The 26,433-nt window shown below is 70.0% G+C and carries 27 protein-coding genes and 1 other RNA gene; 19 read left to right on the forward strand and 9 right to left on the reverse strand.

The features are described from left to right. The first annotated feature begins 61 nt into the window (after positions 1 to 61). The 4 genes from rhaM to LPN01_RS07935 all read left to right on the forward strand — a co-directional run bounded on the left by rhaM (position 62) and on the right by LPN01_RS07935 (position 6,176). Positions 62 to 379, forward strand: a complete 318-nt coding sequence (gene rhaM / locus LPN01_RS07920) for an L-rhamnose mutarotase (protein WP_262827834.1) — start codon at positions 62 to 64, stop codon at positions 377 to 379. After that, positions 372 to 3,401 carry a beta-galactosidase gene (locus LPN01_RS07925; RefSeq protein WP_262827835.1) on the forward strand — a complete coding sequence of 1,010 codons (3,030 nt, stop codon included), beginning with the start codon at positions 372 to 374 and terminating at the stop codon, positions 3,399 to 3,401. Before rhaM ends, LPN01_RS07925 begins: the two co-directional genes overlap by 8 nt. 1 nt (position 3,402) lies before the next feature. After that, positions 3,403 to 4,518, forward strand: coding sequence for a glycoside hydrolase family 105 protein (locus tag LPN01_RS07930; protein ID WP_262827836.1), 1,116 nt, complete (start codon positions 3,403 to 3,405; stop codon positions 4,516 to 4,518). A gap of 116 nt (positions 4,519 to 4,634) precedes the next feature. Continuing rightward, positions 4,635 to 6,176: an MFS transporter gene (locus tag LPN01_RS07935; protein ID WP_410482813.1), complete on the forward strand. Its 1,542-nt coding sequence runs from the start codon at positions 4,635 to 4,637 to the stop codon at positions 6,174 to 6,176. 287 nt (positions 6,177 to 6,463) lie between these two features. Here LPN01_RS07935 and ssrA read toward each other — a convergent pair. After that, positions 6,464 to 6,876: a transfer-messenger RNA gene (ssrA, locus tag LPN01_RS07940) on the reverse strand. A gap of 41 nt (positions 6,877 to 6,917) precedes the next feature. Between ssrA and LPN01_RS07945 the strand changes: the two genes are divergently transcribed. Then, positions 6,918 to 7,349: an RrF2 family transcriptional regulator gene (locus tag LPN01_RS07945; RefSeq protein ID WP_262827838.1), complete on the forward strand. Its 432-nt coding sequence runs from the start codon at positions 6,918 to 6,920 to the stop codon at positions 7,347 to 7,349. 33 nt (positions 7,350 to 7,382) lie between these two features. Here the strand turns inward: LPN01_RS07945 and mscL are convergent, their stop codons facing one another. Continuing rightward, positions 7,383 to 7,817 carry a large conductance mechanosensitive channel protein MscL gene (mscL, locus tag LPN01_RS07950; protein WP_262827839.1) on the reverse strand — a complete coding sequence of 145 codons (435 nt, stop codon included), beginning with the start codon at positions 7,815 to 7,817 and terminating at the stop codon, positions 7,383 to 7,385. Positions 7,818 to 7,922: 105 nt separating this feature from the next. On the opposite strand from mscL, the gene LPN01_RS07955 reads away from it, so the two are divergent. Genes LPN01_RS07955 through LPN01_RS07970 form a run of 4 tightly spaced genes read left to right on the forward strand, consistent with a single transcriptional unit; the run spans position 7,923 to position 10,651 of the window. Next, positions 7,923 to 8,528: a LemA family protein gene (locus tag LPN01_RS07955; protein ID WP_262827840.1), complete on the forward strand. Its 606-nt coding sequence runs from the start codon at positions 7,923 to 7,925 to the stop codon at positions 8,526 to 8,528. Positions 8,529 to 8,533: 5 nt separating this feature from the next. Then, the gene (locus tag LPN01_RS07960) at positions 8,534 to 9,454 is read left to right on the forward strand and encodes a TPM domain-containing protein (protein WP_410482814.1); all 921 of its coding nucleotides are present in this window, start codon (positions 8,534 to 8,536) and stop codon (positions 9,452 to 9,454) included. A gap of 1 nt (position 9,455) precedes the next feature. Next, positions 9,456 to 10,127, forward strand: coding sequence for a TPM domain-containing protein (locus LPN01_RS07965; protein ID WP_262827841.1), 672 nt, complete (start codon positions 9,456 to 9,458; stop codon positions 10,125 to 10,127). Next, on the forward strand, positions 10,124 to 10,651 hold the full coding sequence (locus LPN01_RS07970) for an NUDIX hydrolase (protein ID WP_262827842.1): 528 nt from the start codon (positions 10,124 to 10,126) through the stop codon (positions 10,649 to 10,651). Before LPN01_RS07965 ends, LPN01_RS07970 begins: the two co-directional genes overlap by 4 nt. A gap of 183 nt (positions 10,652 to 10,834) precedes the next feature. Here the strand turns inward: LPN01_RS07970 and LPN01_RS07975 are convergent, their stop codons facing one another. Further along, complete coding sequence (locus LPN01_RS07975) at positions 10,835 to 11,116, reverse strand: ETC complex I subunit (protein ID WP_262827843.1); 282 nt, start codon at positions 11,114 to 11,116, stop codon at positions 10,835 to 10,837. A gap of 10 nt (positions 11,117 to 11,126) precedes the next feature. Further along, complete coding sequence (hrpB, locus tag LPN01_RS07980; protein ID WP_410482815.1) at positions 11,127 to 13,601, reverse strand: ATP-dependent helicase HrpB; 2,475 nt, start codon at positions 13,599 to 13,601, stop codon at positions 11,127 to 11,129. 67 nt (positions 13,602 to 13,668) lie between these two features. On the opposite strand from hrpB, the gene LPN01_RS07985 reads away from it, so the two are divergent. Beyond that, on the forward strand, positions 13,669 to 13,992 hold the full coding sequence (locus tag LPN01_RS07985; protein ID WP_262827845.1) for a hypothetical protein: 324 nt from the start codon (positions 13,669 to 13,671) through the stop codon (positions 13,990 to 13,992). A 73-nt stretch (positions 13,993 to 14,065) separates the two neighbouring features. Further along, positions 14,066 to 15,013 (forward strand): cation diffusion facilitator family transporter, encoded by a 948-nt coding sequence (locus LPN01_RS07990; protein ID WP_262827846.1) that lies wholly within the window; start codon positions 14,066 to 14,068, stop codon positions 15,011 to 15,013. A gap of 16 nt (positions 15,014 to 15,029) precedes the next feature. Here LPN01_RS07990 and LPN01_RS07995 read toward each other — a convergent pair whose 3' ends face one another. Further along, positions 15,030 to 16,040, reverse strand: coding sequence for a polyprenyl synthetase family protein (locus tag LPN01_RS07995; RefSeq protein ID WP_262827847.1), 1,011 nt, complete (start codon positions 16,038 to 16,040; stop codon positions 15,030 to 15,032). Positions 16,041 to 16,143: 103 nt separating this feature from the next. Between LPN01_RS07995 and LPN01_RS08000 the strand changes: the two genes are divergently transcribed. Further along, on the forward strand, positions 16,144 to 16,434 hold the full coding sequence (locus tag LPN01_RS08000; protein ID WP_262827848.1) for a chorismate mutase: 291 nt from the start codon (positions 16,144 to 16,146) through the stop codon (positions 16,432 to 16,434). Positions 16,435 to 16,465: 31 nt separating this feature from the next. Then, positions 16,466 to 17,125, forward strand: a complete 660-nt coding sequence (tmk, locus tag LPN01_RS08005; RefSeq protein WP_262827849.1) for a dTMP kinase — start codon at positions 16,466 to 16,468, stop codon at positions 17,123 to 17,125. 69 nt (positions 17,126 to 17,194) lie between these two features. Here the strand turns inward: tmk and LPN01_RS08010 are convergent, their stop codons facing one another. Continuing rightward, complete coding sequence (locus LPN01_RS08010) at positions 17,195 to 17,536, reverse strand: hypothetical protein (protein WP_262827850.1); 342 nt, start codon at positions 17,534 to 17,536, stop codon at positions 17,195 to 17,197. 188 nt (positions 17,537 to 17,724) lie between these two features. Between LPN01_RS08010 and LPN01_RS08015 the strand changes: the two genes are divergently transcribed. Next, positions 17,725 to 18,252 carry a GNAT family N-acetyltransferase gene (locus tag LPN01_RS08015; RefSeq protein WP_262827851.1) on the forward strand — a complete coding sequence of 176 codons (528 nt, stop codon included), beginning with the start codon at positions 17,725 to 17,727 and terminating at the stop codon, positions 18,250 to 18,252. A gap of 20 nt (positions 18,253 to 18,272) precedes the next feature. Here LPN01_RS08015 and LPN01_RS08020 read toward each other — a convergent pair whose 3' ends face one another. Beyond that, a complete protein-coding gene (locus tag LPN01_RS08020) occupies positions 18,273 to 19,061 on the reverse strand; it encodes an enoyl-CoA hydratase (RefSeq protein ID WP_262827852.1) in 789 nt (262 codons plus the stop codon). Positions 19,062 to 19,072: 11 nt separating this feature from the next. Beyond that, positions 19,073 to 20,140 (reverse strand): enoyl-CoA hydratase/isomerase family protein, encoded by a 1,068-nt coding sequence (locus LPN01_RS08025; RefSeq protein WP_262827853.1) that lies wholly within the window; start codon positions 20,138 to 20,140, stop codon positions 19,073 to 19,075. Between the two features lie 104 nt (positions 20,141 to 20,244). Between LPN01_RS08025 and LPN01_RS08030 the strand changes: the two genes are divergently transcribed. The 4 genes from LPN01_RS08030 to LPN01_RS08045 all read left to right on the forward strand — a co-directional run bounded on the left by LPN01_RS08030 (position 20,245) and on the right by LPN01_RS08045 (position 25,158). After that, entirely contained in the window at positions 20,245 to 23,214 is a 2,970-nt protein-coding gene (locus tag LPN01_RS08030) for a PAS domain-containing protein (protein ID WP_262827854.1), read from the forward strand. A 63-nt stretch (positions 23,215 to 23,277) separates the two neighbouring features. After that, positions 23,278 to 24,669, forward strand: a complete 1,392-nt coding sequence (gene fumC / locus LPN01_RS08035; protein WP_262827855.1) for a class II fumarate hydratase — start codon at positions 23,278 to 23,280, stop codon at positions 24,667 to 24,669. Between the two features lie 79 nt (positions 24,670 to 24,748). Further along, a complete protein-coding gene (locus LPN01_RS08040) occupies positions 24,749 to 24,961 on the forward strand; it encodes a hypothetical protein (protein ID WP_262827856.1) in 213 nt (70 codons plus the stop codon). After that, positions 24,958 to 25,158, forward strand: coding sequence for a hypothetical protein (locus LPN01_RS08045; RefSeq protein ID WP_262827857.1), 201 nt, complete (start codon positions 24,958 to 24,960; stop codon positions 25,156 to 25,158). Before LPN01_RS08040 ends, LPN01_RS08045 begins: the two co-directional genes overlap by 4 nt. A 3-nt stretch (positions 25,159 to 25,161) precedes the next feature. Here LPN01_RS08045 and LPN01_RS08050 read toward each other — a convergent pair whose 3' ends face one another. Beyond that, positions 25,162 to 25,764, reverse strand: a complete 603-nt coding sequence (locus LPN01_RS08050) for a DUF2585 family protein (RefSeq protein WP_262827858.1) — start codon at positions 25,762 to 25,764, stop codon at positions 25,162 to 25,164. Between LPN01_RS08050 and gmk the strand changes: the two genes are divergently transcribed. Further along, positions 25,763 to 26,428 (forward strand): guanylate kinase, encoded by a 666-nt coding sequence (gene gmk, locus LPN01_RS08055; protein WP_262827859.1) that lies wholly within the window; start codon positions 25,763 to 25,765, stop codon positions 26,426 to 26,428. The genes LPN01_RS08050 and gmk overlap by 2 nt on opposite strands. The last annotated feature ends 5 nt before the right edge of the window (positions 26,429 to 26,433 follow it).

Below are 26,433 nucleotides of genomic sequence, written 5' to 3' on the forward strand. Positions count from 1 at the left end.
CGCGACCATAACAGCTTACCAAATCCTACAGACCAATACCATATAATGGGCTGGAGGGGTAATGACGTCGATCCATGCATTCAGGATGCAGCTGAAGCCCGGCACGATCGACGAATATCGCCGGCGGCATGACGCCATCTGGCCCGAGCTGTCGGCCTTGCTGACGGCGAGCGGCATCCACGATTATTCGATCTTCCTCGACGAAGGCACGCTGTCGCTGTTCGCGGTGCTCAGGCTCGCCGAGGAAAATGGACGCGACGCGCTGCCCGACCATCCGGTGATGAAGCGCTGGTGGGACCATATGGCGCCGCTGATGGAGGTCCATGCCGACAATCGCCCGGTCGAAACGCCGCTGGCGATGATATTCCACCATGACTGAACGTGGCCTGCGCGCCGCCCTGCGCATCGGCACGGCCGCGCTGGCGTCGGTCCTCGCCACCGGCGCCGGGGCACAGGTCGCGCGGCCGACCGAAAACCTCGCGGCGCCGGTCAGGACCTTCGGGCGGGTCAGCTACGACGCGCGCTCGCTGATGATCGACGGCAAGCGACAGGTGATCTGGTCCGCCGAATTCCACCCCTTCCGCCTGCCGAGCCCCGACCTGTGGCGCGACGTGCTGCAAAAGCTGAAGGCGAGCGGGTTCAACACCGTCGCGCTCTATTTCGACTGGGGCTATCACAGCCCGAAGCAGGGCGTGTACGATTTCACCGGCATCCGGGACATGGACCGCGTGCTGCGGATGGCGGCCGAGGAGGGGCTTTACGTCATCACCCGCGCCGGCCCCTATGTGAACGCCGAACTGTCGCGCGGCGGCTTTCCGGGGTGGCTGGTCAACCAGCGCGGCCGGGCGCGCACCGACGATCCGGCCTATATGGCGGCGGCGGACGAATGGCTGTCGCGGATCGACGCGATCATCGCGCGGCATCAAATCAACGGCGACGGCAAGGGCCATGCCGGCACCGTCATCCTCCACCAGATCGAGAACGAACTGGCGCTGACCACGCCCGCGCAGCGCCGCTACATGGACCACCTGTACGCCCGGGCGCGTGCCGACGGCATCACCGTGCCGCTGTTCCACAACGATCAGGGCCGCAACGGCTATTGGGTGCCGGCGGGCAGCACGGTCGAAACCGTCGTCCACGGCCCCGACGACCTGTACGCCTTCGACGGCTATCCCGGCGGCACTTGCACCGTGGCCGGCACGCCGACCCGCGGTTCCGCGGCGCCGGACTGGGGCTATTACGGTCCGGGCGGCGCGAAGGGCGGCGCCAGCGCCTCCCCCGATACCCCCGCGTTCCTCGCGGAATTCGGCGGCGGCTGGTTCGATTACTGGGGGTCGAACGGCGGCTACGAATGCAACGCGATCCAGCGCGGCAAGCGTTTCCAGCGGGTGTTCTACGGCACCAACCTCGCCAACGGCATCGACATCCAGAGCGTCTACATGGGCTATGGCGGCACCAGCTGGGGCTGGCTGCCGGCGCCGGTGGTGTTCACCAGCTACGATTACGGCGCCGCCATCGCCGAGGCGCGGGAGCTGCGTCCGAAGGCGGAGGAAATGAAGCAGCTGGGCGGCCTGATCGCCACGGTGCCCGACCTTGCCGGCATGATCCCGGCCACCGCGGCGACGGCATCGTCGCCCAACGTGCAGGTCTATCACGACAGGAACCCCGACAGCGACGCGCGCTTCCTGATGGTGACGCACGCGCCGTCGAACGGCACGAGCGACGACGCCTTTACGATCACCGCCGACCTGCCCGACGGCCGCTACACCTTCCCCGCCACCGAACCGATGCGGCTGGACGGCTTCGACGCCAAGTGGCTGGTCGCCGGCGTGACCATCGGCGGCCAGCGGCTGGTCTATTCGACGTCGGAAGTGCAGGCCGCGCTGCGCACCGACGGCGGCGACCTGATGCTGCTCTACGGCCGTACGGGCGAGAGCGGCGAGACGGCGTTGCGCTATACGTCCGCGCCGCAGGTGCGCGTGCTCGAAGGACAGGCGACCAGCCGCTTCGACGCGACCAGGGGCGACCTGCGCCTGAACTACGCGCATCGGGGCCGCGCGGTCGTCCGGATCGCGGGCGGCGGACGCCCGCCGCTGACGCTGATCCTCGCCGACGAGGCGGAGGCGGTCCGCTACTGGCGACAGGGTCCGGCGCTGGTCCGCGGGCCGGGGCTCGTCCGCACCGTCACGGCGAAGCGCGGCACGCTCGACCTCACCGGCGACACGCGTGAGGACACCCCGCTGGAAATCTGGGCGCCCGCCGCGATCCGCTCGATCCGCTGGAACGGCGCCGGCGTCGCCACCCGGACGACGGCGGTCGGCAGCCGCGTGGCCACGCGCCCGCTCGCCGGCCCCGCACCCGTCACGTTGCCCACGCTGGCATGGCGCAGCGCCTTCGGCTCGCCCGAGGCGCAGCCCGGCTTCGACGACCGCCGCTGGCAGGCGGCCGGGGGCAAACCCTATGCCAGCATTACCGCCCGGCCCGATGGCCAGCCGAACCTGTCGATGGACGCCTATGGCTTTCACGACGGCGACGTCTGGTATCGCGGCCGGTTCACCGGCACGCCCGATGCACGGCAGATCGCGCTCTACTATGGCGCCGGCGGGTCCGGCATGGTGCAGGTCTGGATCGATGGCGCCTTCGTCGGCCAGCACGAGCTCCCCGGCGGCCTGCCCCGCCCGATCACCACCGGCACCGCCCGCTTCGACCTGCCCGCCACGGCGCAGGGCCCGCGCGAGCATGTCGTCAGCATCATGGTCCGCAACAACGGCCATAACTGGGACCTCGACAGCGACGATGCGCACAAGGAGGCCCGCGGGCTGATCTCCGCCTCGATCGAGGCGCCCGGCGGACGCAGCTTCGCGATCCCGATCGCGTGGAAGGTACAGGGGCGACAGGGCGGCGAGGACCTGCCCGATCCCGCCCGCGGCCCCGCCAACACCGGCGGCCAATATGGTGAGCGCAACGGCTGGCACCTGCCCGGCTTCGACGACGCCGCATGGCAGGCCCCGGCGGCGACGGTGCGACCCGGCACCACCTGGTATCGCACCCGCTTCGACCTGGCCTTGCCAAAGGGTCAGGATACCACCGTCGCGATCGCGTTCGGCGACACCGCCACCCCGCGCTCGGTCGCGAAATACCGCGCGTCCATCTTCGTCAACGGCTGGAACATGGGCCAGTTCATCGCCCATGTCGGCCCCCAGCGCGTGTTCCCGATCCCCGAAGGCGTGCTCGACCACCACGGCCGCAACACGATCGCGCTCGCCGTCATCAGCGACGGCGCGCCCGGCGACGTGCTGGAGCCGGTGAAGCTCGTGACGCTGCGCTCCGTGCGCGGCGGCATTCCCGTATCCCGCGTCGCGGCGCCCTCGCGCCCCGACCAGCTCATCCAGGAGAAGTAACTTGGCCGCCCTCACCCATGACATCCCGCGCCAGGAGGTCACCGCCGCCATCGCCAAGCTGATGGACAACCTCGTCAACATCAAGGACGAGACGGGCGAGTTCCTGCTCCATCTGGAGGACGGCCGGATCATCGACACCAAGGGCTGGGCCGGCTGGGAATGGACGCATGGCGTCGGCCTGTTCGGCATGTGGCGCTATTACGAACAGACCGGCGACCGGGCCGCGCTGGCGATCATCAAGCAATGGTTCGAGGATCGCTTCGCCGAGGGCACGCCGACCAAGAACATCAACACCGTCGCGCCCTTCATAACGCTCGCCTACCTGTACGAGCACGAGCCCGATCCGCGCTACATCCCCTATCTCGACACCTGGGCCGAATGGCTGATGGCGCCCGACGGCCTGCCCAAGACCGAGGAAGGCGGCTTCCAGCACATCGTCTACAACGACGAGAATCCGGGCGAGATGTGGGACGACACGCTGATGATGAGCGTGCTCCCGCTCGCCAAGATCGGCCTGCTGCTGAACCGCCCGCATTATGTCGAGGAGGCGAAGCGCCAGTTCCTCGTCCATATCAAGTATCTGTTCGACAGGAAGACCGGGCTCTGGTTCCACGGCTGGGACTTCAACGGCCGGCACAATTTCGCGGAGGCGCTGTGGGCGCGCGGCAATTGCTGGGTGACGATCGCGATCCCCGAGATCATCGAAATCCTCGACCTGCCCCAGGGCGACGCGCTGCGCCTGTTCCTGATCGACACGCTCGCGGCGCAGGTGAAGACCCTGTCCGAGACGCAGGATGCCGAGACGGGCCTGTGGCACACGCTCATCATGGACCCGACGAGCTATCTGGAAGCGTCGGCGACCGCGGGCTTCGCCTACGGCATCCTGAAGGGCGTGCGGAAGGGCTACCTGCCGCGCCATTACGAGGCGGTCGGGATCAAGGCGGTGCGCGGCGTCCTCGCCAATATCGACGCGGCGGGCGAGCTGAAACAGGTGAGCTTCGGCACCGCGATGGGCGACACGCAGCAATTCTACAAGGACATCGCGCTCACCTCGATGCCCTACGGCCAGAGCCTCGCGATGGTCGCGCTGGGCGAGTTCCTCCGCACCTATATCTGACCGTGCCGTCCTCACCCTTCGCCGCCTTCGGCGTCTTTTCCCTCTCCCGATGGGAGAGGGAGGGCGGCCCACAGGGCCGGAAGGGTGAGGACAGGCCACCAGCCGAGTAAACACGCATGGCCACCGACCCCATCGCCGCCACCCCGATCATGCCGACCGCCCCGGCACGTCCGGTGCGCTGGTACAATCTGCTCGCCTATGGCTCGAACGACGTGCTGGGCGCGGGGTCGATGGCGGTCATCTCGACCTGGATCCTCATTTTCTACACCAGCTTCTGCGGCCTGTCGGCGGCGCAGGCGACGATCATCTTCGGGGTGGCGCGCGTGCTCGACGCCTTCACCAGCCCGATGATCGGCCACCTGTCCGACAACATCGGCCGGACGTGGCTCGGCCGCCGCTTCGGCCGGCGGCGGTTCTTCATCCTCGCCGCGATCCCGCTGCTGCCGTCGTTCGCGATCATGTGGGTCGCGGGGCAGAGCTTCTGGTATTATCTCGTCACCTACGTCCTGTTCGAGATGGTCTATGCGATGGAGATCATCCCGTACGAGACGCTCGCCAGCGAAATGGCGACCGATTACCGCACCAAGGCGAAGTTCGCCGGTGCGCGCATCCTGTGCGGCCAGTGTTCGGCGATCGCCGCCGCGTTCCTGCCGGCGTGGCTGATCGCCTGGCTCGGGCCGGATTCGCCCGACACGTACCTGTACATGGGCGTGATCTTTTCCGTGCTGTTCATGGGAGCGGCGGGCCTGCTGTTCGCGTTCAGCTGGGAACGCCAGCGTCCGCCCGAACTGGCGGAGGCGGAGGCGCGCGACAAGCCGACGCTCGGTGCCGCCTTCGTGGCGCTGTACCGCAACCTGTTCTCGACGCTGCGCATCCGGGCGTTCCGCCTGCACCTCGGCATGTACCTCGGCGGCTATATCAGCCAGGACATCTACAACGCGGCCTTCACCTATTTCGTGATCTTCGCGCTGGCCGGATCGACCGCGATCGTCGGCCAGCTGGTCGGCGTGACCTATATCGTCCAGCTGGTCGCGGTGGTGCTCGCGATCAACTTCGCGCTGCGCCTGTCGCCCGCCGCCGCCTATCGCTTCGCGGCGCTGAGCTTCGGGATCGGCGTCGTCATCTTCCTCGCCATGTATGTCGCCGGCTATACCGCGACGTCGGCGCTGTTCTGGCTGCCGGTGGTGTTCGCCGGCCTCGGCCGCGGCGCGCTCAACTACATCCCCTGGGCGACCTACAATTACATGGCCGACGTCGACGAGATCGTCACCGGCCGCCGCCGCGAGGGCGCGTTCGCGGGCGTGATGACCTTCGTGCGCAAGATGAGCCAGGCGCTGGCGGTGATTTTGGTCGGACAGGTGATGCAGGCGTCGGGCTTCGTGTCCAAGGCGACGACGCAGAGCCCCGCCGCGATCGCCGCGATCGTCGGCGTGCTGGGCGCGGGGACGATCGCGATGCTGGTGTTCGGCGTGCTGGTGTCGACGCGCTTCCGCCTCGACCCGCGCACGCACGCGATCCTGCTCGACGAGATCGAGCGCTTCCGTGCCGGCGAGCGCCGCCCCGCGGACGTCGAGCGCGCGCGGGTGGTGGAGGACCTGTCGGGCTGGTCGTACGACCGGCTGTGGGGAAACAATCCGGTGGCGGGATCGGGGCGGTAAGCCCTGCCTGGATGACGTTCGCCCGCCTGCGCTGGGTCGGGGATCGTACCGTAACGATCCGCCCTCCATCCCGCCGCGTCGTCGTCCCCGCGCAGGCGGGGATCCATATTCCATGACGTCGCCGCCCTGTCCCTGACGCTGCGTCGATGGATTCCCGTCTTCGCGGGAAATGACGGATGGTGATGAAATCGGGACGCCATGTCGGCTGGCCCCGATAGCGACCGAAGGCGCCGGCGAATCGCGGACCGCGCTCTGCCGCCGCCAGCATGACGAGCGAGGATGAAAACAGTGGGGAGCTTCTGTTGCCCGGTGCTCCCCGTACCGCTGGAATCCCTTCTGTTGCCCGGTGGGTCCAACCGCGTAATCTTGGAATAACCTCAGGCCGTTAGGCCCTCAGTTACGCCGCAATCGCGAGTGCTTCGTTATCGTTGGCACTTGTGTAATGGGCCGTTGCGGTGGTCCCATTCCGAGCGAAAGACAGCGCTGTTCAACACACGTCGATCCTAGTTCGGCCCCGTCATCGACGCTGTTCCGGTACGCGGCGGCACGAGGCGCGCCACGATCGAAACAAGGTCGGTGGTGGAGCCGCCGGGTACTGCCCCCGGGTCCGCTGCGCCTATGTGACGCCACCGTTTATCGCCATAGCCGGCTGGAAGCCGGCACGACCCATATAGGCGACCCGCCGGGCGGCTGCAATCCACGCCTTTCACTTGCCACATTATGGGGCCATAGCGCCCCATAATGTTGACCCAGCGTTCCCGCTACGCGTTGCGTGCGATGCTTTTTCTGGCCGAAGCACCCGCCGCCACGCCTCCGATTCCGATGGGACGGATCGCCGTCGCCGCGAACGTGCCGCGCAAGTTCCTGGAACTGATCCTCGCCGACCTGCGCGATGCCGGACTGCTCAGCAGCACACGGGGCAAGATGGGCGGCTACGTCCTCGGCCGCCCCGCGCATCTCATCTCGCTGGGCGAGGTGATCCGCGTGATCGAGGGGCCGCTGGCGCTGGTGCCGTGCGTCAGCCGTACCGCCTACCGCCCCTGCACCGACTGCAAGAGCGAGGCGGATTGCGCCATCCGCCATGCGATGATGCGCGTGCGTGACGAGACCGCCCGCATTCTCGACGGCACCAGCCTGGCGGATGCCACCGCGGACCAGCTGGTCGCCGCCTGATCCCCCGCCCGCGGGAGCGGGGGACCGTCCGGATCACACTCGCGGGCGGGCCTTCAGTTCGTCGCGGATCTCGCGCAGCAGCGTCACGTCGGCCGGCTCGACCATCGGCGAAACCTCGGGCTTCGGCATCAGCCGGTTCACCGCGCGCACGATCAGGAAGATGATGAAGGCGACGATGACGAAATTCGCCGCCTGCGTGATGAACTCGCCGTAGCCGAGCAGCGGCACGCCCGCCTTCTTCAGCGCGGCATAGTCGGACAGCGATCCCGCATAATTGGCCGGCACCGGCCCCATGCGCAGGAAATAGCCCGAAAAATCGAGCCCGCCGAAGATCTTGCCGATGACGGGCATGATGACGTCCTCGGTCAGCGAGGTGACGATCTTGCCGAACGCGGCGCCGATGATGACCGCCACGGCCAGATCCAGCACGTTGCCGCGCGCGATGAAGGTTTTGAATTCCTTGAGCATAAGTCGCCATCCCTCTGTCTGTGCCCGACGCGTCGAGGGTAGGCGCCGATTCCCCCTTCGCCAACCCCGATCACTGTCCTATATGGATAGGACAGACCTAGGAGGATGTTCATGTCGTCGCGTCGCCCGATTGCCGCTTTCGCCCTCGCCGCCACCGCGAGCCTGTCGCTGGCCGGCTGCGGCATCAACTCCGTCCCGACCGCCGAGGAGAATGCCAAGGCGCGCTGGGCCGACGTCCAGAACCAGTACCAGCGCCGCGCCGACCTGATCCCCAACCTCGTCTCGACCGTGAAGGCGGCGGGCGCGCAGGAAAAGGACATCCTGGTCCAGGTGACGCAGGCGCGCGCCGGCGCCAACCAGGTCAAGCTGTCCGGCGACCAGCTGACCGACCCCGCCAAGATGCAGGCGTTCGAGCGCGCGCAGGGCGCGGTGACGCTGTCGCTCCAGCGGCTTCAGGAGGCGTATCCCGAACTGAAGAGCCAGGGCAATTATACCACGCTGATGAGCCAGCTGGAGGGGACCGAGAACCGCATCACCATCGCCCGCACCGATTACAACACCGCGGTGCAGGCGTATAACACGCGCATCCGCACCTTCCCCGACGCGGTCGGCGCCAAGATCTTCTACGGTGCCAAGCCGCTGACCCCGTTCGCCGCCACGACGCCGGGGGCGGAACAGGCGCCCAGCGTCAAACTCGGGAATGCGAGCTGACGGCGATGTACGCCCTGGCGCGGACGCTCGCCGGCTGGCGCCTGATGGCGCTCGCCGGGCTGATGGCGCTGGCGGGGCTGATCGCCGCGCCGGCCACGGCGCAGACGTTTCCGAAGTTCACCGGTCTGGTGGTCGATGCCGCCAATGTGCTGCCTCCGGAAACGGAAGCGGCGCTGACGGCGAAGCTCGAGGCGCTGCAAAAGGACACCAGGCGCCAGCTGGTGGTGGCGACGATCCCCGACCTGCAAGGCTATCCGATCGAGGAATATGGCTACAAGCTCGGCCGCGCGTGGGGCGTCGGGCTGAAGGACGTCAACAACGGCGCCATCCTGTTCATCGCGCCCAACGAACCCGCGGGGCGTCGCGGCCCGCGCATCGAGGTGGGCCGCGGCCTCGAACCGGTCCTGACCGACGCGCTGTCCAGCGTCATCATCAACCGGGACATGATCCCGCGGCTGAAGGCGGGCGACATCCCCGGCGGCATGACCGCGGGGGTCGACGCGATCGCGCAACAGCTGCGCGCCTCCCCCGAAGAGGCGCAGGCGCGGCTCGACGCGGCGACGCAGCAGTACGATCAGGTCCATCGCCGCTCGCCAGCAGGACGCAGCAACGGCGGCGGCGTCCCGTTCGGGCTGATCGTCTGGGCGGTGATCCTGCTGTTCGTACTGGTGCCGCTGCTGCGCGGCCGCAAGCGCGCCGGGCCGTGGGGTCGGCGCTACGGCGGGACCGGCGGCGACGGCGGCAGCGCGCTGCCGATCGTCCTGTGGGGCCTCGCCAACGAGATCGGCCGGTCGTCGGGTGGCGGCTGGGGCGGTGGCGGCGGTGGCGGGTCGGATGGCGGCAGCGACGGCAGCTGGGGCGGCGGCGGCTTCACCGGTGGTGGTGGCGGCGATTTCGGTGGCGGCGGCGCCTCGGGGAGCTGGTGACATGCGTCTGACCGAAGCCGATCGGACGCGGGTCGCCGCGGCGGTGACCGAAGCCGAGCGCCATACCGCGGGCGAGATCGTCACGATCGTCGCGCGTCGATCCGACAAATATCACGACGTCGCACTCCATTGGGCGGTGCTGGCGATGCTGCTGGTGCTGGCCCTGCTGGCGCTGTGGCCCGACGCGGCGGTCCGGCTGCACGGGCTGGTCGCCGATCCGTGGGAGGGGGCGCCCGCCCCCGGCGGGTTGTTCACCGTCGCGCTGGTCCTGCTCGCCGCGACCTTTCTGGTCGTGCGCGTCGGTCTCGCCTGGATGCCGCTGCGGCTGGCGCTGACGCCGGGCAGCACCGAGGCGCGCCGCGTCCATGCCCGCGCGATCGCGCTCTTTCGCGCCAGCGCGGAGGCGCGGACGCGCGATGCAACCGGGGTCCTGCTCTACCTGTCGCTCGACGAACACCGGGCGGAGATCATCGCCGACGCCGCGATCCATCGCCGGGTCGCGCCCGACGTCTGGGGGGCGGCGATGGCCGCGCTGATCGCGGCGACGCGCGACGGGCGCCCCGGCGACGGCATGGCGGAGGCGGTGCGCCAGATCGGCGTCGTGCTTGCCGCGCACGTCCCGCCGCGCGCCGACGACACCAACGAACTGCCGGATCGACTGATCGAACTATGACCGCCGACACCGTCTGGAAGGGCAAATACCTCTCGGTCCGCAAGGCGGGGACGTGGGAATATGCCGAGCGCGTCGGGTCGATCGCGGCGGCGGTGATCGTCGCGATCGACGACGAGGGGCAGCTGCTGCTCGTCGAGCAGCATCGCGTGCCGCTGGGCCGGGCGTGCCTCGAACTGCCCGCCGGACTGGTCGGCGACGAGAGCGAGGGCGAAAGCGTCGCCGATGCCGCGCGTCGCGAGCTGGAGGAGGAAACCGGCTATCGCGCCGCGATCGTCGAGGAGCGTGGCGAATTCTTCTCCTCGCCGGGCATGACGTCGGAACGCTTCACCCTGGTCGTGGCGACCGGGCTGACGCGCACCGGCGATGGCGGCGGCGACGCGCAGGAGAACATCACCGTTTACCGCGTGCCGCTGGCGCAGGTGCCGGGATTCGTCGCCGAACGCCGCCGCGCGGGGGTGGCGATCGATGCCAAGATGCTCATGATCCTCGGCGCCGGCCTGCTGGCGGAGATTGCGGGCGGCTGAAGCCCATTGCGTCCGGGCTCGCACACGGCGTGCGGGATTGGTCAGCCCGAACCGGTTCCGGGGTCCTCGGGGCTGCAAGGCACGGCAAGACCCCCGAACCCCGACTGTTGGCCGCGCGGCCTCCCCCGGAACACGTCCGGCGTGACGATGAGGCGGCGGGGTTAGTCCCGACCTTGGCCGGACCTAGCGGAAATTGTCCGCATAGGCCTGCAACTTCAGCGTCCGTTCGGGTGCGGGGATCAGTTCGTAATCGAACCCCTGCGCCTCGCAATAGGCGATCGCGGCCTCCTGCGTCGGGAAGCCGAGCCGGACCTGTTCGCGCGTGTCGCCGCTTCCCGCCCAGCCGGTCAGCGGATCGGGAACCTTCGGGGCGGCAGGCTCGAACTCGAGGCTCCACGTCTGGGTCCGGGCTTTGCCGGACTGCATCGCGTTCTTGGGGCGCTGGAAGATACGGGCGGTAGGCATGACGCGCTCCTTAGCGCGGTCCGGGCCCGCGCGCATCCGCCTTTTTGGTCCGCAGCGTCGCGGCGGCGGCGGCGGGATCGTCCGGCCAGGGATGCCGCGGATAGCGCCCGCGCATTTCCTTCGCGACCGCGTTCCAGCTGCCCGCCCAGAAACCCGGCAGGTCGCGCGTCGTCTGGATCGGCCGGCCGGCGGGCGAGGTCAGGCTGAGCACCAGCGGTACCCGCGCCGACCCGGTCACCGGATGCTCCGCCAGCCCGAACAGCGCCTGCACGCGCAGCTCGACCCGCGGGCCCCCGTCCGCCGCATAATCGATCTCGTGCGTGCTGCCCGCCGGGCTGGTGAAGGCGGCGGGCGCCAGCCGGTCGACCTGGCGCATCGCGTCCCAGCCGATCAGCGCGCGCACCGCCTCGGTCAGCGCACCGCCGGGAATCGTATCGAGCCGCCGGCGCCCGTCGAGCAGCGGCGGCAGCCATTCGTCGAGTCGATCCGCCATCAGCGCATCGATCGCGATTCCGGCATAGGCCGCGCGCTGGCGCAGCGCCTGCGCACCCGCACTCCACGGCAGCTGCGCGATACCATGGGTGCGGACGCCCGCCAGCAACGCCGCCGCGATCGCCGCCGGATCGGCCTGCGCGTCCGGGCCCGACGACAGCCGCAGCGCGCCGAGCCGCCGCTCGCGCAATGCGGTCACGCCGCTGGTCGCGGGATCGAACGCCACCGTCCGCTGCATCGCGATGCGGTTTCCGAACAATCGCTCGATCGTGGCGAGCGTGATCGGTGCGGCGGCGAGGATGCGCGCCCCCGACGCGGCGCCCTGCGTTTCCGCGACCGCGAGCCATTCCGATCGCGCGAGCGCGGTCGCCGGATCGAGCCGGAAGCCGCGCCCGCCGACCGAGGCCCAATGCTCGCCCGACGCGTCGCGCGCCCGCGCGATCCGGTCGGGAAAGGCGAGCGCGATCGGCACCTCGACCCCCTCGCCGTCCCCGCCGCCGCCGACCAGCTTCGCCCAGCGCTCGGCCAGCCGTCGCGCCGCGGTCGCCTTGCTACCGCGCTCGCCGCGCCAGCGCCGCAGCCGCGCGTCGAGATCGGGATCGTTGCCGCCGAGCCCGCGCTCCGACAGCAGCACCGCGACCTCCGCCGCGATGGCGCCCTGCCCCAGCTCGCCCGCGCGCAGCAGCATGTGCGCCAGTCGTGGCGGCATCGGCATCGCCGCGATCCGGCGCCCGTGCGCGGTCGGGCGACCGTCCGCATCGATCGCATCGAGCGCCGCCAGCCGCTCGCGCGCCTCCGCCACCGCCGCGACCGGCGGCGGGTCGAGCCAGGCGAGCGCGCGCGGATCGCCCACGCCCCACAGCGCGGCGGCGAGCACCAGCCCCGACAGGTCGGCCTCGAGGATCTCGGGCGGATCGAAGCGCGGCAACCCGCCCGTCGCCGCCTCTTCCCACAGGCGATAGGCGACGCCCGGGCCCAGCCGCGCGGCGCGGCCGGCGCGCTGGATCACCGCCGCCTGGCTGGCGCGCTCGGTCACCAGCCGCGTCATTCCCGCCGCGCGATCGTAGCGCGGCCGCCGCGCCAGCCCCGAATCGACGACGATGCGGATGCCGTCGAGCGTCAGGCTGGTTTCCGCGATCGACGTCGCGAGCACCAGCTTGCGCCGACCGTCGGGCTCCGGGCGGATCGCGGCGCGTTGTGCGGCGGGGTCGAGGCTGCCGTGGAGTTCGTGGACGACCACGTCGTCGGGCAGGCCGGCGAGCCGTTCCGCGGTCCGCTCGATCTCGGCGACGCCCGGCAGGAAGGCGAGCACGCCACCCTCCGCCTCGCCGAGCGCGCGGCGGATCGCGCGCGCCATCGCATCCTCGATCCGGCCGTCGCCTGCGCGCCCGATGTGGCGCAGGTCGAGCGGGTAGCTGCGGCCCTCGCTCTCGATCACGGGCGCCGGGTCGCCGCCGCCGCCCATCAACGCGGCGAAGCGCGCGCCGTCCAGCGTCGCCGACATCGCCACCAGCCGCAGGTCGGGACGCAGCGATCCTTGCGCGTCGAGCGCCATCGCCAGCCCGAAATCGCCGTCGAGGCTGCGTTCGTGGACCTCGTCGAACAGCACGGCCGATACGCCGGCCAGTTCCGGGTCCCCCTGGATGCGGGCGACGAAGATGCCCTCGGTCACCACCGTCACGCGGGTCGCGGCGGAGCGCCGGCTGTCCATCCGCGTCGCATAGCCGAAGGTGCCGCCGACCGCCTCGCCGGCGAGGGCCGCCATCCGTTCCGCGGCGGCGCGGGCGGCGAGCCGGCGCGGCGACAGCACCAGCACCTCGCCGTCGCACCACGGCTCTGCGAGCAACGCCGGCGCGACCGCGGTCGTCTTGCCCGCCCCCGGCGGCGCGACCAGCACCGCATTGCTGCCGGTGCGGAGCGCCGCGAGCAGTGCGGGCAGGACGGCGAGGATCGGCAGGTCGGGCGGTCGGGTCACGGCATTCGCCCTTGCCATGGATAACCGCGCGACGCGACCCGCCGCGGATGCTATCCCGGGATCGAGTACAGCAAGGAGACGCACGATGGGTCTGTTGGACGGCATCCTCGGCCACGTGGCCGGAAACCCCGCGATCGCCAATCTCGCCGAAAAGATCGGCCTCTCCCCCGACCAGGTCACCGCCGCGATCGGCGCGCTGGGCGACGCGCATACCCAGCCGGGCGACACCGTCGCGGGTGCCGCCGATGCGACCGGCCTGTCCCCCGACGTGCTGCAACAGATCCTCGGCCACCTCGGCGGCGAGGGCGCGCTGGGCAACCTCGGCGCGCTGCTCGGCGGGGCGGGCGGCGGCGAAGGCGGCATCGGCGGCATGCTCGGCGGCCTTGGCGGACTGTTCGGCAAATCGTGACGCCCGCGTCCTAGTATCTCCCGCCCGCGCGATGGTAGGCAGGCGCCGACCACAGCACGGACGGGCGGGATCTTTGGGCGGACATCATCACCACGACCATGGCCGGGACGGCCATGCGCACGACGGCGGCCACCACCATAGTCATGGGCACGGGCACGCGCACGCCCCGGCGAATTTCGATTCCGCCTTCGCGATCGGGATCGCGCTCAACATCGCCTATGTCCTGGCGGAGGGCGGCGCGGGGCTGTGGACCGGATCGGTCGCGCTGCTCGCCGACGCCGGGCACAACCTGTCCGACGTGCTGGGCCTCGCCGTCGCCTGGGGCGGCGCGACGCTGGCGCGCAGCGCGCCGACCAAGCGCTTCACCTATGGCCTGAAGGGGTCGACGATCCTCGCGGCGCTCGCCAATGCGCTGTTCCTGCTCGTCGCGCTCGGCGCGATCGTGATGGAGGCGGTGCAGCGGTTCGACGATCCGCCGGTGGTGGCGGGGCTCACCGTCTCGATCGTCGCGGGCATCGGCATCGCGATCAACGCCGCGACCGCGTGGCTGTTCGCGCGCGGCCGCAAGGGCGACATCAACATCCGCGGCGCCTATCTGCACATGGTCAGCGATGCCGCCGTGTCCGCCGGCGTGGTGCTGGCCGGTATCGCGATCTGGGCGACCGGGATCGGCTGGATCGATCCGCTCGTCAGCCTGGTGATCGCGGCGATCATCCTGTGGCAGACCTGGGGCCTGCTGCGCGAGACGGTGGAGATGTCACTCGCCGCGGTACCGCGCGCGATCGACTATGACGCGGTCACCGCCGCGTTGCAGGGGCTGCCCGGCGTCGCGCGGGTGCACGACCTGCACATCTGGCCAATGTCGACCACCGAACCGGTGCTGACCGCGCATCTGGTGATCCCCGGCGGCTATCCCGGCGACGGCTTCCTCGCCACCGCGCGCGCGATGCTGCACGACCGGTTCGGGATCGGCCACGCGACGTTGCAGGTGGAAACGGGCGGCGACTGCGGCGGCTGCTGACCCCGCGCCGCCGGGATCAATAGGCGCGCGCGACCGCGAACTCGACCGCCTCGACCATCGCATCCTTCGCCTCGCCGTTGGCGAAGCCGCCGATCGCGTCGATCGCGCGCTGGCCGTAATGGCGCGCGCGGGCGAGCGTGTCGTCGACCGAGCGGGTCCGCCGGACGAGATCGATCGCCTGCGCGAAATCCTCGTCCGACGAGCGGCGCCCCTCGATCGCGTCCTTCCAGAACTTGCGGTCCTGCGCATCGCCGCGGGCATAGGCGAGGATCACGGGCAGCGTCATCTTGCCCTCGCGGAAATCGTCGCCCGCATCCTTGCCCATCGTCCCCGCGTCGGAGACATAGTCGATCGCGTCGTCGACCAGCTGGAACGCGATGCCGAGGTTGCGGCCATAGGCGTCGAGCGCCGCCTCCTCGCCCTCGCCGCGCTCCGCCACCACCGCGGCGATGCGACAGGCGGCGGCGAACAGCGCCGCGGTCTTCGCGTTGATGATGTCGAGATAGCGATCCTCGCCGAGGTCGACGCGCCGCGCGGCGGTGAGCTGATTGACCTCCCCCTCCGCGATCACCGCGCTGGCATTGGACAGGATCTTCAGCACCTTCAGGCTGCCGTCCTCGACCATCAGCTCGAAGCTGCGGCTGAACAGGAAGTCGCCGACCAGCACGCTCGCCGGATTGCCCCAGATGATGTTGGCGGTGCGCCGGCCGCGGCGCAGGTCCGAGCCGTCGACGACGTCGTCGTGCAGCAGCGTCGCGGTGTGAATGAACTCCACCGACGCGGCGAGCCGGTGGTGGCGAGTGCCGGTATAGCCGATCAGCCGCGCGCTGCTGAGCGTCAGCATCGGCCGCATCCGCTTGCCGCCGCCCGCGATCAGATGGCCGGCGAGTTCGGGGATCAGCGGGATCTGCGACTGCATGCGGTCGAGGATCACCTGGTTGACGGCGTTCATGTCGCCCGCGACGAGCTGGAGCATGGGATCCAGCGAGGGTTCGGGACGGTCGAGGCGGTGGATGGTGGCGGTCATCTCGCCCCGCGCTGTGGCCGCTTGGCCCCGCGAACGCAAGTCTTGCCCGCAGCGCCGACACACCCCATGGGAGGCGCGACGCGCGCGAGGGAAAGGTCGAAGGATGAGCGACGGGATGCTGCAGGGCTATCGCAAGAGCATCGACAACATCGATGCCGCGCTCGTCCACCTGCTCGCCGAGCGGTTCAAGGTGACGCAGGCGGTCGGCCGCTACAAGGCGACGTCGGGCCTGCCCGCCGCCGATCCGGGCCGCGAGGAACGCCAGATCGCGCGGCTGCGCCACCTCGCCGAGGAAGCGGAGCTCGATCCCGAATTCACCGAGAAGTTCCTGCGCTTCATCATCGACGAGGTGATCCGGCACCACGCGCGCCACCAGCAGCAGCTGCACGGCTGACGCGCGCGTGGCGGCCGGCGGGACGACACGGGTGACCGGTGCATTCATCGCGGTCGAGGGCGTCGACGGATCGGGAAAGAGCGGCGTCGTCCGCCACCTGATCGCGGCGTTGCGGGCGCGCGGGCACGACGTGCTCGGCACCCGCGAGCCCGGCGGCACCCCGCAGGGAGAGGCGCTGCGCGGCCTGCTGCTGGCGGGCGCCGACGACGCGTGGGACCCGCGCGCCGAATTGCTGCTGATGACCGCCGCGCGCGTCCAGCACGTCGCCCGCGTCGTGCTGCCGGCGGTGGCGGCGGGGCGGATCGTCGTGTCCGACCGCTACGCCGGATCGACGCTCGCCTATCAGGGCGCCGGCCGCGGCATGGACGAAGGCCTGATCCACGATCTGCACCGCAGCATGGTCGACGACCTGTGGCCCGACCTGACTCTGGTGCTCGACCTCGATCCGGCGACCGGCCTCGCCCGCAGCCGCCGCCGCCTGGCCGCCGACGCGATCGACGAGGGGCGGTTCGAAAGCCTGGCCCTCGATTTCCACCGCCGCATCCGCGATTCGTTCATAACCCAGGCGGCAGCCGCACCGGGGCGCCACGCGCTGGTCGACGCCAGCGGCCCGCCGGACACTGTGCAGGCGGCGGCGCTGGCGGAGGTGGAGCGGTTTCTGACGTTCGATCCCGAGCGAAGGGGCCGGTAGCGCCCTTCGTTCAAGGTGCCCGCCAGACGGACCCGATGCCGGCCGACCGCCAGCATCCCATGATGCACGTCATCCCGCGTCGCGGCGCAACGCCTTCGCGATCATCCAGTGATGCAAAAGCTGTATCGCGACGAGCGTCACACCGGTGCCGGCAAACATCGGCAAGACGAGATGCTCCTGCCCAGGCCGGGGGGCGACGTTCCGCGCCAGATAGAGCAGGAAGACGAAGCTTCCCGACGCCAGCACCGGCATGAATGCCAATGCCATATGTCTTGGCGCCGACCACGTGACTTCGCCGGCAAGGTCCCATTGCATCGGCAGACGGGCCTCACCCCGAAAGCGCGCATTCGCCCGAACAGCCAGCGTCAGGATGACGGCCAACGATATCATCGCGATAACCGGAAAGACCATGCCACCCTCCTTCCTGAAAGGACATAGCACGATCTTCGACGAAAGTCCTTCCGGCAGCGACAAGCATTCTGCCGGCCCCGGCAAATTTAATTTAGACGGACTTCGAATGACATGAGGCAAATTTGCCGCTCGGGCGACTGTCCTGACGATGACCGTCGTGTATCGTCGTGTTCGACAGCGAGGCGCCGATGACGTTCGATCTTCGACGATGGTCCGAGTCGCATCGCGACGGCTTTGCCGCCATGCATCGCGATCCCGAGGTCATGGCAGATCTCGGCGGCCCGTTCGCCGATGCCGCCATCCGCGAAAAGTTCGATCGCTATCGGGATGCCTGGTCGATCGACGGAATATCACGATGGGCAATAGTCGACCGGGCTTCAGGCGCATTCCTCGGCTATGCGGGCGTCATGTTCCGGGCCGATCGAGGGCATCCGCTGGGACTGCATCACGAGATCGGATGGCGTCTGAGGCGCGACGCCTGGGGACGCGGACTGGCGACCGCGGGCGCTCGCGTCGCGCTGGACCACGCCTGGCGAACGCTGACCAGCATGGAAATCGTCGCGTACACCGCGATCGACAATCGCCGATCGCAGGAGGTCATGCGCCGCGTCGGCCTCGACCGCGCGGCACATCGCGATTTCACGGCGCGTTATCCCAAGGGCGACTGGACCGGCCTCGTCTGGGTCGCGCGGCGGCCGGGTGACACCCGCCGATAGCACCGCAACCGCCGCCGCCCTCACCGCCCTTCCCACACCCCCGGCCGCTTCCCGACGAACGCCGCCATGCCTTCCTTCTGGTCGGCGGTGCCGAACAGGCCGTGGAACAGCCGGCGTTCGAACTGGACGCCCTGCGCCAGCGTCGTCTCGAACGCGGCGTTGACCATCTCCTTGTTCGCCAGCACCGCGAGCGGCGCCATCGCGGCGATCGTCGCGGCGGTCGTCATCGCCTCCTCGACCAGGTCGGCGGCCGGGATCACCCGGCTGACCAGCCCGGCGCGCTCCGCCTCGGCGGCGTCCATCATCCGCCCGGTCAGGCACATCTCCATCGCCTTCGCCTTGCCGACGGCGCGCGCCAGCCGCTGCGAGCCGCCCATGCCGGGGCTCACCGCCAGCTTCACTTCGGGCTGGCCGAACTTCGCGGTGTCGGCGGCGAGGATGAAGTCGCACATCATCGCCAGTTCGCAGCCGCCGCCCAGTGCATAGCCGGCGACCGCGGCGATGATCGGCTTGCGCGTCGCGGTGAGCGTCTCGTAGCCGGCGAAATGGTTGCGGCCATACATCGCGGCGAAATCCATCGCCTGCATTTCCTTGATGTCGGCGCCCGCGGCGAACGCCCGGGCGCTGCCGGTCAGGACCGCACACCCCTGCCCCTCGTCCGCGTCGAACGCGGCCAGCGCAGCGAGCAGGTCGGCGAGCACCTGCGCGTTCAGCGCGTTCAGCGCGTCGGGCCGGTTGAGCGTGATGAGCGTCACGCGCTCGCGGCGCTCGACGAGGATGGTCTGATAGTCGGACGGGGCTTCGGGCACGGGGCTCTCCTTCAGGCGGGCGTCCACGCGTCCGCCTCGGGCAGCGGCGCGAAGATCTGGTCGATGACGTGTTCGGTCACGCCCTCGGGCGTGGCGGGCTGCCAGCGCGGGGCATTGTCCTTGTCGACGATCACCGCGCGCACGCCCTCGAGGAAGTCGTGGCGCTGCACGACGCGGCTGGCGACGGCATATTCCTGTCGCATCTCGTCGGCGAAGCTCTGCATCAGCCCGCCGTCGTAGAGCAGCCGCAGCGACACCTTCATCGCCTGCGGCGACTTGGTGCGCAGGATCGCGAGCTGCTCGGCGGCGAAGGCGCCCCCGTCCGCCTCCAACGCCGCGAACACCTCCTCGAGCGTATCGGCGGCGAACAGCCGGTCGATCGCCACGCGATGGTCCAGCAGCCGCGCCGCGGGCGGCGTGACCGCGGCCGCGTCGAGCACGGCCGCGATCCCATGGGGATCGGCGACGACCGCCGCCTTCGCCGCGTCGAGCGCGGCGGCGGGCAGGTAATGCGTCGCCAGACCCAGCGCATGCGCCTCCGCGCCGTCGAGCCGGTGCCCGGTGAGCGCGAGGAACTGGCCGATCCGCCCCGGCAGGCGCGACAGGAACCAGCCGCCGCCGACATCGGGGAACAGGCCGATCCCCGTTTCGGGCATGGCGAAGCGCGTATTCTCGGTCGCGACGCGCCAGCGGCAGGGCAGCGCGATGCCGACGCCGCCACCCATCGTCACGCCGTCCATGAAGGCGACCGTGGGCTTGGCATAGGCGAACAGGCGGTTGTTGAGCCGGTATTCGGTATGGAAGAAGCAGCGCGCCGCGGCGCCGTCGCCCGCGCCGCTCTCGCCCAGCATCCGGATGTCGCCGCCCGCGCAAAAGCCGCGCGACGCGCGGGGATCGCCGTCCGCGGCGGGCGCATGGTCGAGCATAACCGCCGCGACGCCGGGATCGGTTCGCCAGCGCTCCAGCATCGCCAGCATGCCCTCGCACATGGCGAGGTTGAGCGCGTGCAGCGCCCGGGGGCGGTTGAGGCGGAGCCGCCCGACGGCGCCTTCGGTTCCGGTCAGCAGGTCATCGGTCATGGCCCCGGGCTTTGCCGGGCGGCACGCCCCGCGTCCATACCGAAGCGGCGAAAAGCACGGGCCTCGCGTTTGACACGCCGCGGCGGAGGTCGCATTTCCGGCGGATGTCGACAGAGTCCCCCGTACCCGCGTCTGTACCCGCGTCCCCCTTGTGGCCGGTCGGCGGCGGCGCGTGCGGCGCGCTGATCCGCGCCCGCGACTGGAGCGCCACCCCGCTCGGCCCGATCGAGCGGTGGAGCGAGGCGTTGCGGACGACGGTCGGCAACATCGTCAATTCCCCCGTCCCCAAGGTGCTGATGTGGGGCCCCGACCATGTCATGCTGTACAACGACGGCTATATCGCGATCGCCGGCGCCAGGCATCCCGCCGCGCTCGGCGGCACGGTGCGCGACGTCTGGCCCGAGATCTGGGACTGGAATGCGGCGATCCTGAAACGCGGTTTCACCGGCGAGGTCGTCAGCTATCGCGACCAGCCGATGACCCTGATGCGCGGCGACGCCCCGCAGCGGCTGTTCCTCGACCTGTTCTACACCCCCGTCCATTGCGACGACGGCTGCGTCGGCGGCGTGATGTGCACGGTGATCGACAACACCGCGCGCATCGCCGCGGAGGTCGCGGTGACCGCGGGCGCCGCGGAGCTGCGCGCGATCACCGACGCGCTGCCGGTCCTCATCTCCTACGTCGACCGTACCCAGGTGTATCGCTTCGCCAACAGCCATTACCGCGACTGGCTGGGGCTCGATCCCGAAGCGGTCGTCGGCCGGCATATCCGCGAGGTGCTGGGCGAGGCGGTCTATGCCGAACGCCTGCCGCTGATCGAGCGCGTGCTCGCCGGAGAGGCGATCGAGGACGAAGGCCGCATGCCGCATCGGGACGGCGGCCACCGGCGCGCGGACATCCGCTACCTGCCCCGCCGCGATGCGGCCGGCGACGTCGAGGGCTTTCACGTCCTCGTCACCGATATCGAGGAGCGCGCCGAGCGCGAGGCGGCGGTCCGGGCCAGCAACGACCGGTTCCGCGCGGCGATGGAGGCGGTGCACGGCGTGCTGTGGACCAATACCGCCGACGGCCGGATGGTCGGCGAGCAGCCCGGCTGGACCGCGCTGACCGGACAGGATGCCGACGCCTATGGCGGCTATGGCTGGGCGAGCGCAGTCCATCCCGACGATGCCGCCCCGACGATCGCCGCGTGGGAAGCGGCGGTCGCCGCGCGGTCCGTCTTCGTCTTCGAGCATCGCGTCCGCCGCCGCGACGGGGCGTGGCGCGACTGCCTGATCCGCGCACAGCCGATCAAGGACGCGGCGGGCGAGATCGTCGAATGGGTCGGCGTGCACACCGACATCACCGAACAGCGCGCCGCCGAGCGCAGCCTGCGCGATCAGGCCGACCACCTGCGCCGGCAGGTCGGGCATCGCGAGCGCGCCGAGGAGCAGCTGCGCCAGCTCAACGAGACGCTGGAGGCGCGGGCGATCGCCGAGATCGGTGAGCGGCGGCAGGCGGAGGCGGCGCTGGCGCAGTCGCAGAAGATGGAGACGATCGGCAAGCTGACCGGCGGGGTCGCGCACGATTTCAACAACCTGCTTCAGGTCGTGTCGGGCAACCTCCAGCTGCTGGCGATCGATATCGCCGGAAACGACCGGGCCGAGCGCCGCGTCGCCAACGCCATGGCGGGCGTATCGCGCGGGTCGAAGCTCGCCGCGCAGCTGCTCGCCTTCGGCCGGCGGCAGGCGCTGGAGCCCAAGGTCGTCAACGTCACGCGCTTCGTCCGGGGCATGGACGACATGCTGCGCCGCGCGATCGGCGAGGGCGTGGAGGTCGAGACGATCTTCGGCGGCGGCCTGTGGAACTGCTTCATCGATCCGGTGCAGATCGAGAATGCGCTGCTCAACCTGGCGATCAACGCGCGCGACGCGATGGACGGGTCGGGCAAGCTGACCATCGAGCTGGCCAACGCGCATCTCGACGATGCCTATGCCCGCGGCCACGACGAGGTGCAGGCGGGCCAGTACGTCATGCTCGCGGTCAGCGACACCGGCAGCGGCATGAGCCCCGACATCGTCACCAAGGTGTTCGAGCCGTTCTTCTCGACCAAAAGCGAGGGCAAGGGATCGGGGCTCGGCCTGTCGATGGTCTATGGCTTCGTCAAACAGTCGGGCGGCCATGTGAAGATCTATTCGGAGGTCGGCGAGGGCACCACCATCCGCCTCTATCTGCCGCGCAGCCGCGAGGCGGAGGATGTCGAGGTGGTCGTCGACACGGGCGCGATCGAGGGCGGCAGCGAAACCGTGCTGGTGGTCGAGGATGACGACGCGGTCCGCGCGACCGTCGTCGAGATGCTGGGCGACCTCGGCTATCGCGTGCTGAAGGCGGTCGATGCGCAAAGCGCGCTGAGCGTGATCGAAAGCGGCATCCCGATCGACATGCTGTTCACCGACGTGGTGATGCCCGGCACGCTGAAGAGCCCCGAACTGGCGCGCAAGGCGAAGGAGCGGCTGCCCGACCTCGCCGTGCTGTTCACCAGCGGCTATACCGAAAATTCGATCGTCCACGGCGGTCGGCTGGACGCCGGCGTCGAGCTGCTGTCGAAGCCGTATACGCGCGAGGCGCTGGCGCGGAAATTCCGCCACGTCCTCGCCAACCAGCAACAGCGCGCCGCCGTCGCCACCCCGCCGCGGACGCCGCCGGCCGCGCGCGGCCAGGTGACGGTGCTGCTGGTCGAGGACGATCCGGTGATCCGCGCGACGACCGCCGAGCTGTTGCAAGCCGGCGGCCATGTCGTGATCGACGCGGCGAGCGCGGAGGATGCGGCGACCGCGTTGCAGACCGTGCCGATCGACGTGCTGGTCACCGACGTCAACCTGCCCGGTGCCTCCGGCCCCGACCTCGCGATCCGGGCACGCGAACTGCGGCCGGGCGTCGGCATCGTCTTCGCCACCGGCGACACCGCGGCGGTCCCCCCCGGCACCGGCGCGGTGCTGCTCGCCAAGCCCTATGGCACCGACACGCTGCACGCCGCGATCGCGGCGGCGGTGCGCGGCGACGCGATGGAGATGCGGCTGGAAAAGGAAGCCTGAGGCGCGCGCGACCGCGCGGGCGCCGACCTTGAATACGGTCCGCCGGCGCTTGATCTTGTGGGCATGACCGTTACCCGCACCGAAACCGATTCGATCGGCCCGATCGAGGTTCCCGCCGACGCCTATTGGGGCGCGCAGACCGAGCGCAGTCTCGAAAACTTTCCGTTCGGCCCGCGCGAGCGGATGCCGATCGAGATCGTGCACGCGCTCGCCGTGGTGAAACGGGCGGCGGCCAGGGTGAACCGGCGCCACGGGCTCGCCGCCGACACGGCGGATGCGATCGAGGCCGCCGCCGCCGAGATCGTCGACGGTCGGTTCGACGACCAGTTTCCGCTGGTCATCTGGCAGACCGGCAGCGGCACGCAGTCGAACATGAACGTCAACGAGGTGATCGCCGGGCGCGCCAACGAGCGGTTGTCCGGCGTGCGCGGCGGAAAGGTGCCGGTGCATCCCAACGACGACGTCAACCGCGGGCAATCGTCGAACGACAGCTTTCCCACCGCGCTTCACGTCGCGGCAGCGCTGGCGGTGACGCACCGGCTCTATCCCGCACTCGACCGGCTGCGTGACGCGCTCGCCGCGCGTGCGCGGGAATGGGACGAGCTCGTCAAGATCGGGCGCACCCACCTCCAGGACGCAACGCCGCTGACCCTGGGGCAGGAATTCTCGGGCTACGTCCAGCAACTGGACAACGCCCGCGCCCGGATCGCGGATGCGGTGGCCCGCGGGATCCTGCCGCTCGCGCAGGGCGGCACCGCGGTCGGCACCGGGCTCAACGCACCGGCGGGGTTCGCGGCGGATGTCGCGGCGGAGATCGCGGCGCTCACCGGCCTGCCCTTCGTCACCGCGCCCAACAAGTTCGAGGCGCTGGCATCGAACGACGGTCTGGTCGACCTGCACGGCACGCTGAACGTGCTGGCCGTGGCGCTGACCAAGATCGCCAACGACATCCGCTTGCTCGGCTCGGGCCCGCGATCGGGGCTCGGCGAACTGGAGCTGCCCGCCAACGAACCCGGCAGCTCGATCATGCCCGGCAAGGTCAACCCGACGCAGGCGGAGATGCTGACAATGGTCGCGGCGCAGGTGATGGGCAACACCGTCGCGGTGACCGTCGGGGGCATGCAGGGGCATCTGGAACTGAACGTGTTCAAGCCGCTGATCGGCGCCAACGTGCTCCGCTCGATCGCCCTGCTCGCGGTCGGCATGGAAAGCTTCGCCGCGCGGACCGTGGACGGGCTGAAGGCGAACGGCGAACGAATCGGGGCGCTGGTCGACCAGTCGCTGATGCTCGTCACGGCGCTCGCGCCCGAGGTCGGCTACGATGCCGCCGCCCGGATCGCCAAGCACGCGCACCGGAATGGCCTGACGCTGAAACAGGCGGGCCTCGCCCTCGACCTCGTCGATGCGGCGACGTTCGACCGGCTGGTCCGCCCGGAGACGATGATCGGGCGATAGGGCCGGTCCGGCGCGGACGCCACGGAACTTCCCCGCGGGTCGCGCGCTTCGCAGCCCGAGACGCCATGAGGGACGATACGTGAGCACCACCACCACCGGCGCGCTGATCGGCGCCGCGATCGATTCGATTTCGGGCGACGACGGCGTCGCCGACGGCGCGATCATCGGGGCGGTGACCGCGAACGTCCTGAAGGTCGTGCTGCCGCTGGCGGTCACCTATGCGGTGGGCTGGGCGGTGTTGCGCGGCGCGGCGGAACTCAAGGACCAGGTTTTCGGAAAGGTGGACGCATGATCGGCAGGATTATCGGTGCGCTGGTGGGGCGCGAAATGGACCGTCGCGATGGCCGTGGCGGCCTGAAGGGCGCGGCGATCGGCGCCTTGTCGGTCGGCGCGATGCGCCGGATGGGGCCGCTCGGCCTGCTGCTGGGCGGCGGCTACGTCGCCAAGAAAGCCTATGATCGCCGCCGTCAGTCGCGCGTCGACTACTGAGCGTCAGCCGGCCTGCCAGATGCGGATCGCGTCGATCGGCGCGATCAGCATCAGGACGTTGAGCGTCAGGTTGTCGCGCATCACTGCCAACGCGACGAGCTCGAGTGCGATCAGCATCCCGGCGCTGCCCCACCAGGGCAGTCGCTGGGCGATCGCGAACCCGATCATCATGCACGCGCAGTCGCCCAGCGAGTTGAGCACGCTGTCGCCGCTATAGCCCCAGGCCATGGTGACGCTGCGATAGCGGTCGATGACGATCGGCGAGTTTTCCAGAATTTCCCATCCGGCCTCGACCAGCACCGCCACCACCAGACGGCGCGGCCATGGCCAGCGAGGCAACGCCACGCGGGTCGCGGCATAGAAGAGCAGGCCGTGCGCGACATGCGTCAGGCTGTACCAGTCGGCGAATTGCTGGCTGTTCTGGTCCGAGCGGACGGTGCCGTGCCACAGCGCGACGGTGCCGCACGGACAGGTGGCGGGGCGCCCCATCGCCAGCAGGACCACCGCCATGCCGGCCAGCGCGAGCAGGACAGCCAGCCCGTTTTTCGCGGCGACTGCGCGGCCGATGCTTGACGCCCGCCCCGCCCAGACGCCACTAGCGCGCATGCCGAACTCGCTCCCCACCGATCCGCACCACTTCAAGCGTCGTGGCGTGCTGTTCGTGCTGTCATCGCCGTCGGGCGCGGGCAAGTCCACCATCGCGCGCAAATTGCTCGCCGACGAACCCGAACTGGGCATGTCGGTATCGGCCACGACGCGCCCGATGCGGCCCGGCGAAACCGACGGCAAGGACTATCATTTCGTCGACCTCGAACAGTTCCGGCACATGGTGGCGGAGGACGAATTCCTCGAATGGGCGCATGTCTTCGGCCAGCGCTACGGCACGCCCAAGGCGCAGGTCGAGGCGATGCTGGCCGCGGGCAAGGACGTCCTGTTCGACATCGACTGGCAGGGCGCGCAGCAATTGTTCCAGATCGCCGGCGGCGACGTCGTGCGCGTCTTCATCTTCCCGCCGTCGATGGAGGAATTGCGCGCGCGGCTGACCAACCGCAACACCGATTCGGCGGAGGTTATCGAGGCGCGGATGGCGCGCGCGGCGAACGAGGTCAGCCACTGGGACGGCTATGACTACGTCCTCGTCAACGACGACGTCGAGACATGCTTCCAGGGCGTGAAGACGATCCTGGCGGCGGAACGGCTGAAGCGGTCGCGGCAGACGGGGCTGATCGGCTTCATCCGCAAGCTGACCCGGGTGCCCGGCGCCGCCTGACCCCC

The sequence above is a fragment of the Sphingomonas sp. A2-49 genome, assembly GCF_025548555.1.
GTDB lineage: Bacteria > Pseudomonadota > Alphaproteobacteria > Sphingomonadales > Sphingomonadaceae > Sphingomonas.

Coding starts and splice junctions, on each gene's coding strand:
- hrpB (WP_410482815.1), bottom strand. CDS start 13,601: ATGGCAAGGGCGAATGCCGTGACCCGACCGCCCGACCTGCCGATCCTC.
- LPN01_RS07955 (WP_262827840.1), top strand. CDS start 7,923: ATGTTCATGTCGTCGCGTCGCCCGATTGCCGCTTTCGCCCTCGCCGCC.
- LPN01_RS08050 (WP_262827858.1), bottom strand. CDS start 25,764: ATGCGCGCTAGTGGCGTCTGGGCGGGGCGGGCGTCAAGCATCGGCCGC.
- LPN01_RS08015 (WP_262827851.1), top strand. CDS start 17,725: ATGACGTTCGATCTTCGACGATGGTCCGAGTCGCATCGCGACGGCTTT.
- LPN01_RS07965 (WP_262827841.1), top strand. CDS start 9,456: ATGCGTCTGACCGAAGCCGATCGGACGCGGGTCGCCGCGGCGGTGACC.
- LPN01_RS08045 (WP_262827857.1), top strand. CDS start 24,958: ATGATCGGCAGGATTATCGGTGCGCTGGTGGGGCGCGAAATGGACCGT.
- fumC (WP_262827855.1), top strand. CDS start 23,278: ATGACCGTTACCCGCACCGAAACCGATTCGATCGGCCCGATCGAGGTT.
- LPN01_RS07935 (WP_410482813.1), top strand. CDS start 4,635: ATGGCCACCGACCCCATCGCCGCCACCCCGATCATGCCGACCGCCCCG.
- mscL (WP_262827839.1), bottom strand. CDS start 7,817: ATGCTCAAGGAATTCAAAACCTTCATCGCGCGCGGCAACGTGCTGGAT.
- LPN01_RS08000 (WP_262827848.1), top strand. CDS start 16,144: ATGAGCGACGGGATGCTGCAGGGCTATCGCAAGAGCATCGACAACATC.
- LPN01_RS08010 (WP_262827850.1), bottom strand. CDS start 17,536: ATGGTCTTTCCGGTTATCGCGATGATATCGTTGGCCGTCATCCTGACG.
- LPN01_RS07960 (WP_410482814.1), top strand. CDS start 8,534: ATGTACGCCCTGGCGCGGACGCTCGCCGGCTGGCGCCTGATGGCGCTC.
- LPN01_RS07970 (WP_262827842.1), top strand. CDS start 10,124: ATGACCGCCGACACCGTCTGGAAGGGCAAATACCTCTCGGTCCGCAAG.
- rhaM (WP_262827834.1), top strand. CDS start 62: ATGACGTCGATCCATGCATTCAGGATGCAGCTGAAGCCCGGCACGATC.
- LPN01_RS07995 (WP_262827847.1), bottom strand. CDS start 16,040: ATGACCGCCACCATCCACCGCCTCGACCGTCCCGAACCCTCGCTGGAT.
- LPN01_RS07975 (WP_262827843.1), bottom strand. CDS start 11,116: ATGCCTACCGCCCGTATCTTCCAGCGCCCCAAGAACGCGATGCAGTCC.
- LPN01_RS07945 (WP_262827838.1), top strand. CDS start 6,918: ATGTTGACCCAGCGTTCCCGCTACGCGTTGCGTGCGATGCTTTTTCTG.
- gmk (WP_262827859.1), top strand. CDS start 25,763: ATGCCGAACTCGCTCCCCACCGATCCGCACCACTTCAAGCGTCGTGGC.
- LPN01_RS07925 (WP_262827835.1), top strand. CDS start 372: ATGACTGAACGTGGCCTGCGCGCCGCCCTGCGCATCGGCACGGCCGCG.
- LPN01_RS08025 (WP_262827853.1), bottom strand. CDS start 20,140: ATGACCGATGACCTGCTGACCGGAACCGAAGGCGCCGTCGGGCGGCTC.
- LPN01_RS07985 (WP_262827845.1), top strand. CDS start 13,669: ATGGGTCTGTTGGACGGCATCCTCGGCCACGTGGCCGGAAACCCCGCG.
- LPN01_RS08030 (WP_262827854.1), top strand. CDS start 20,245: ATGTCGACAGAGTCCCCCGTACCCGCGTCTGTACCCGCGTCCCCCTTG.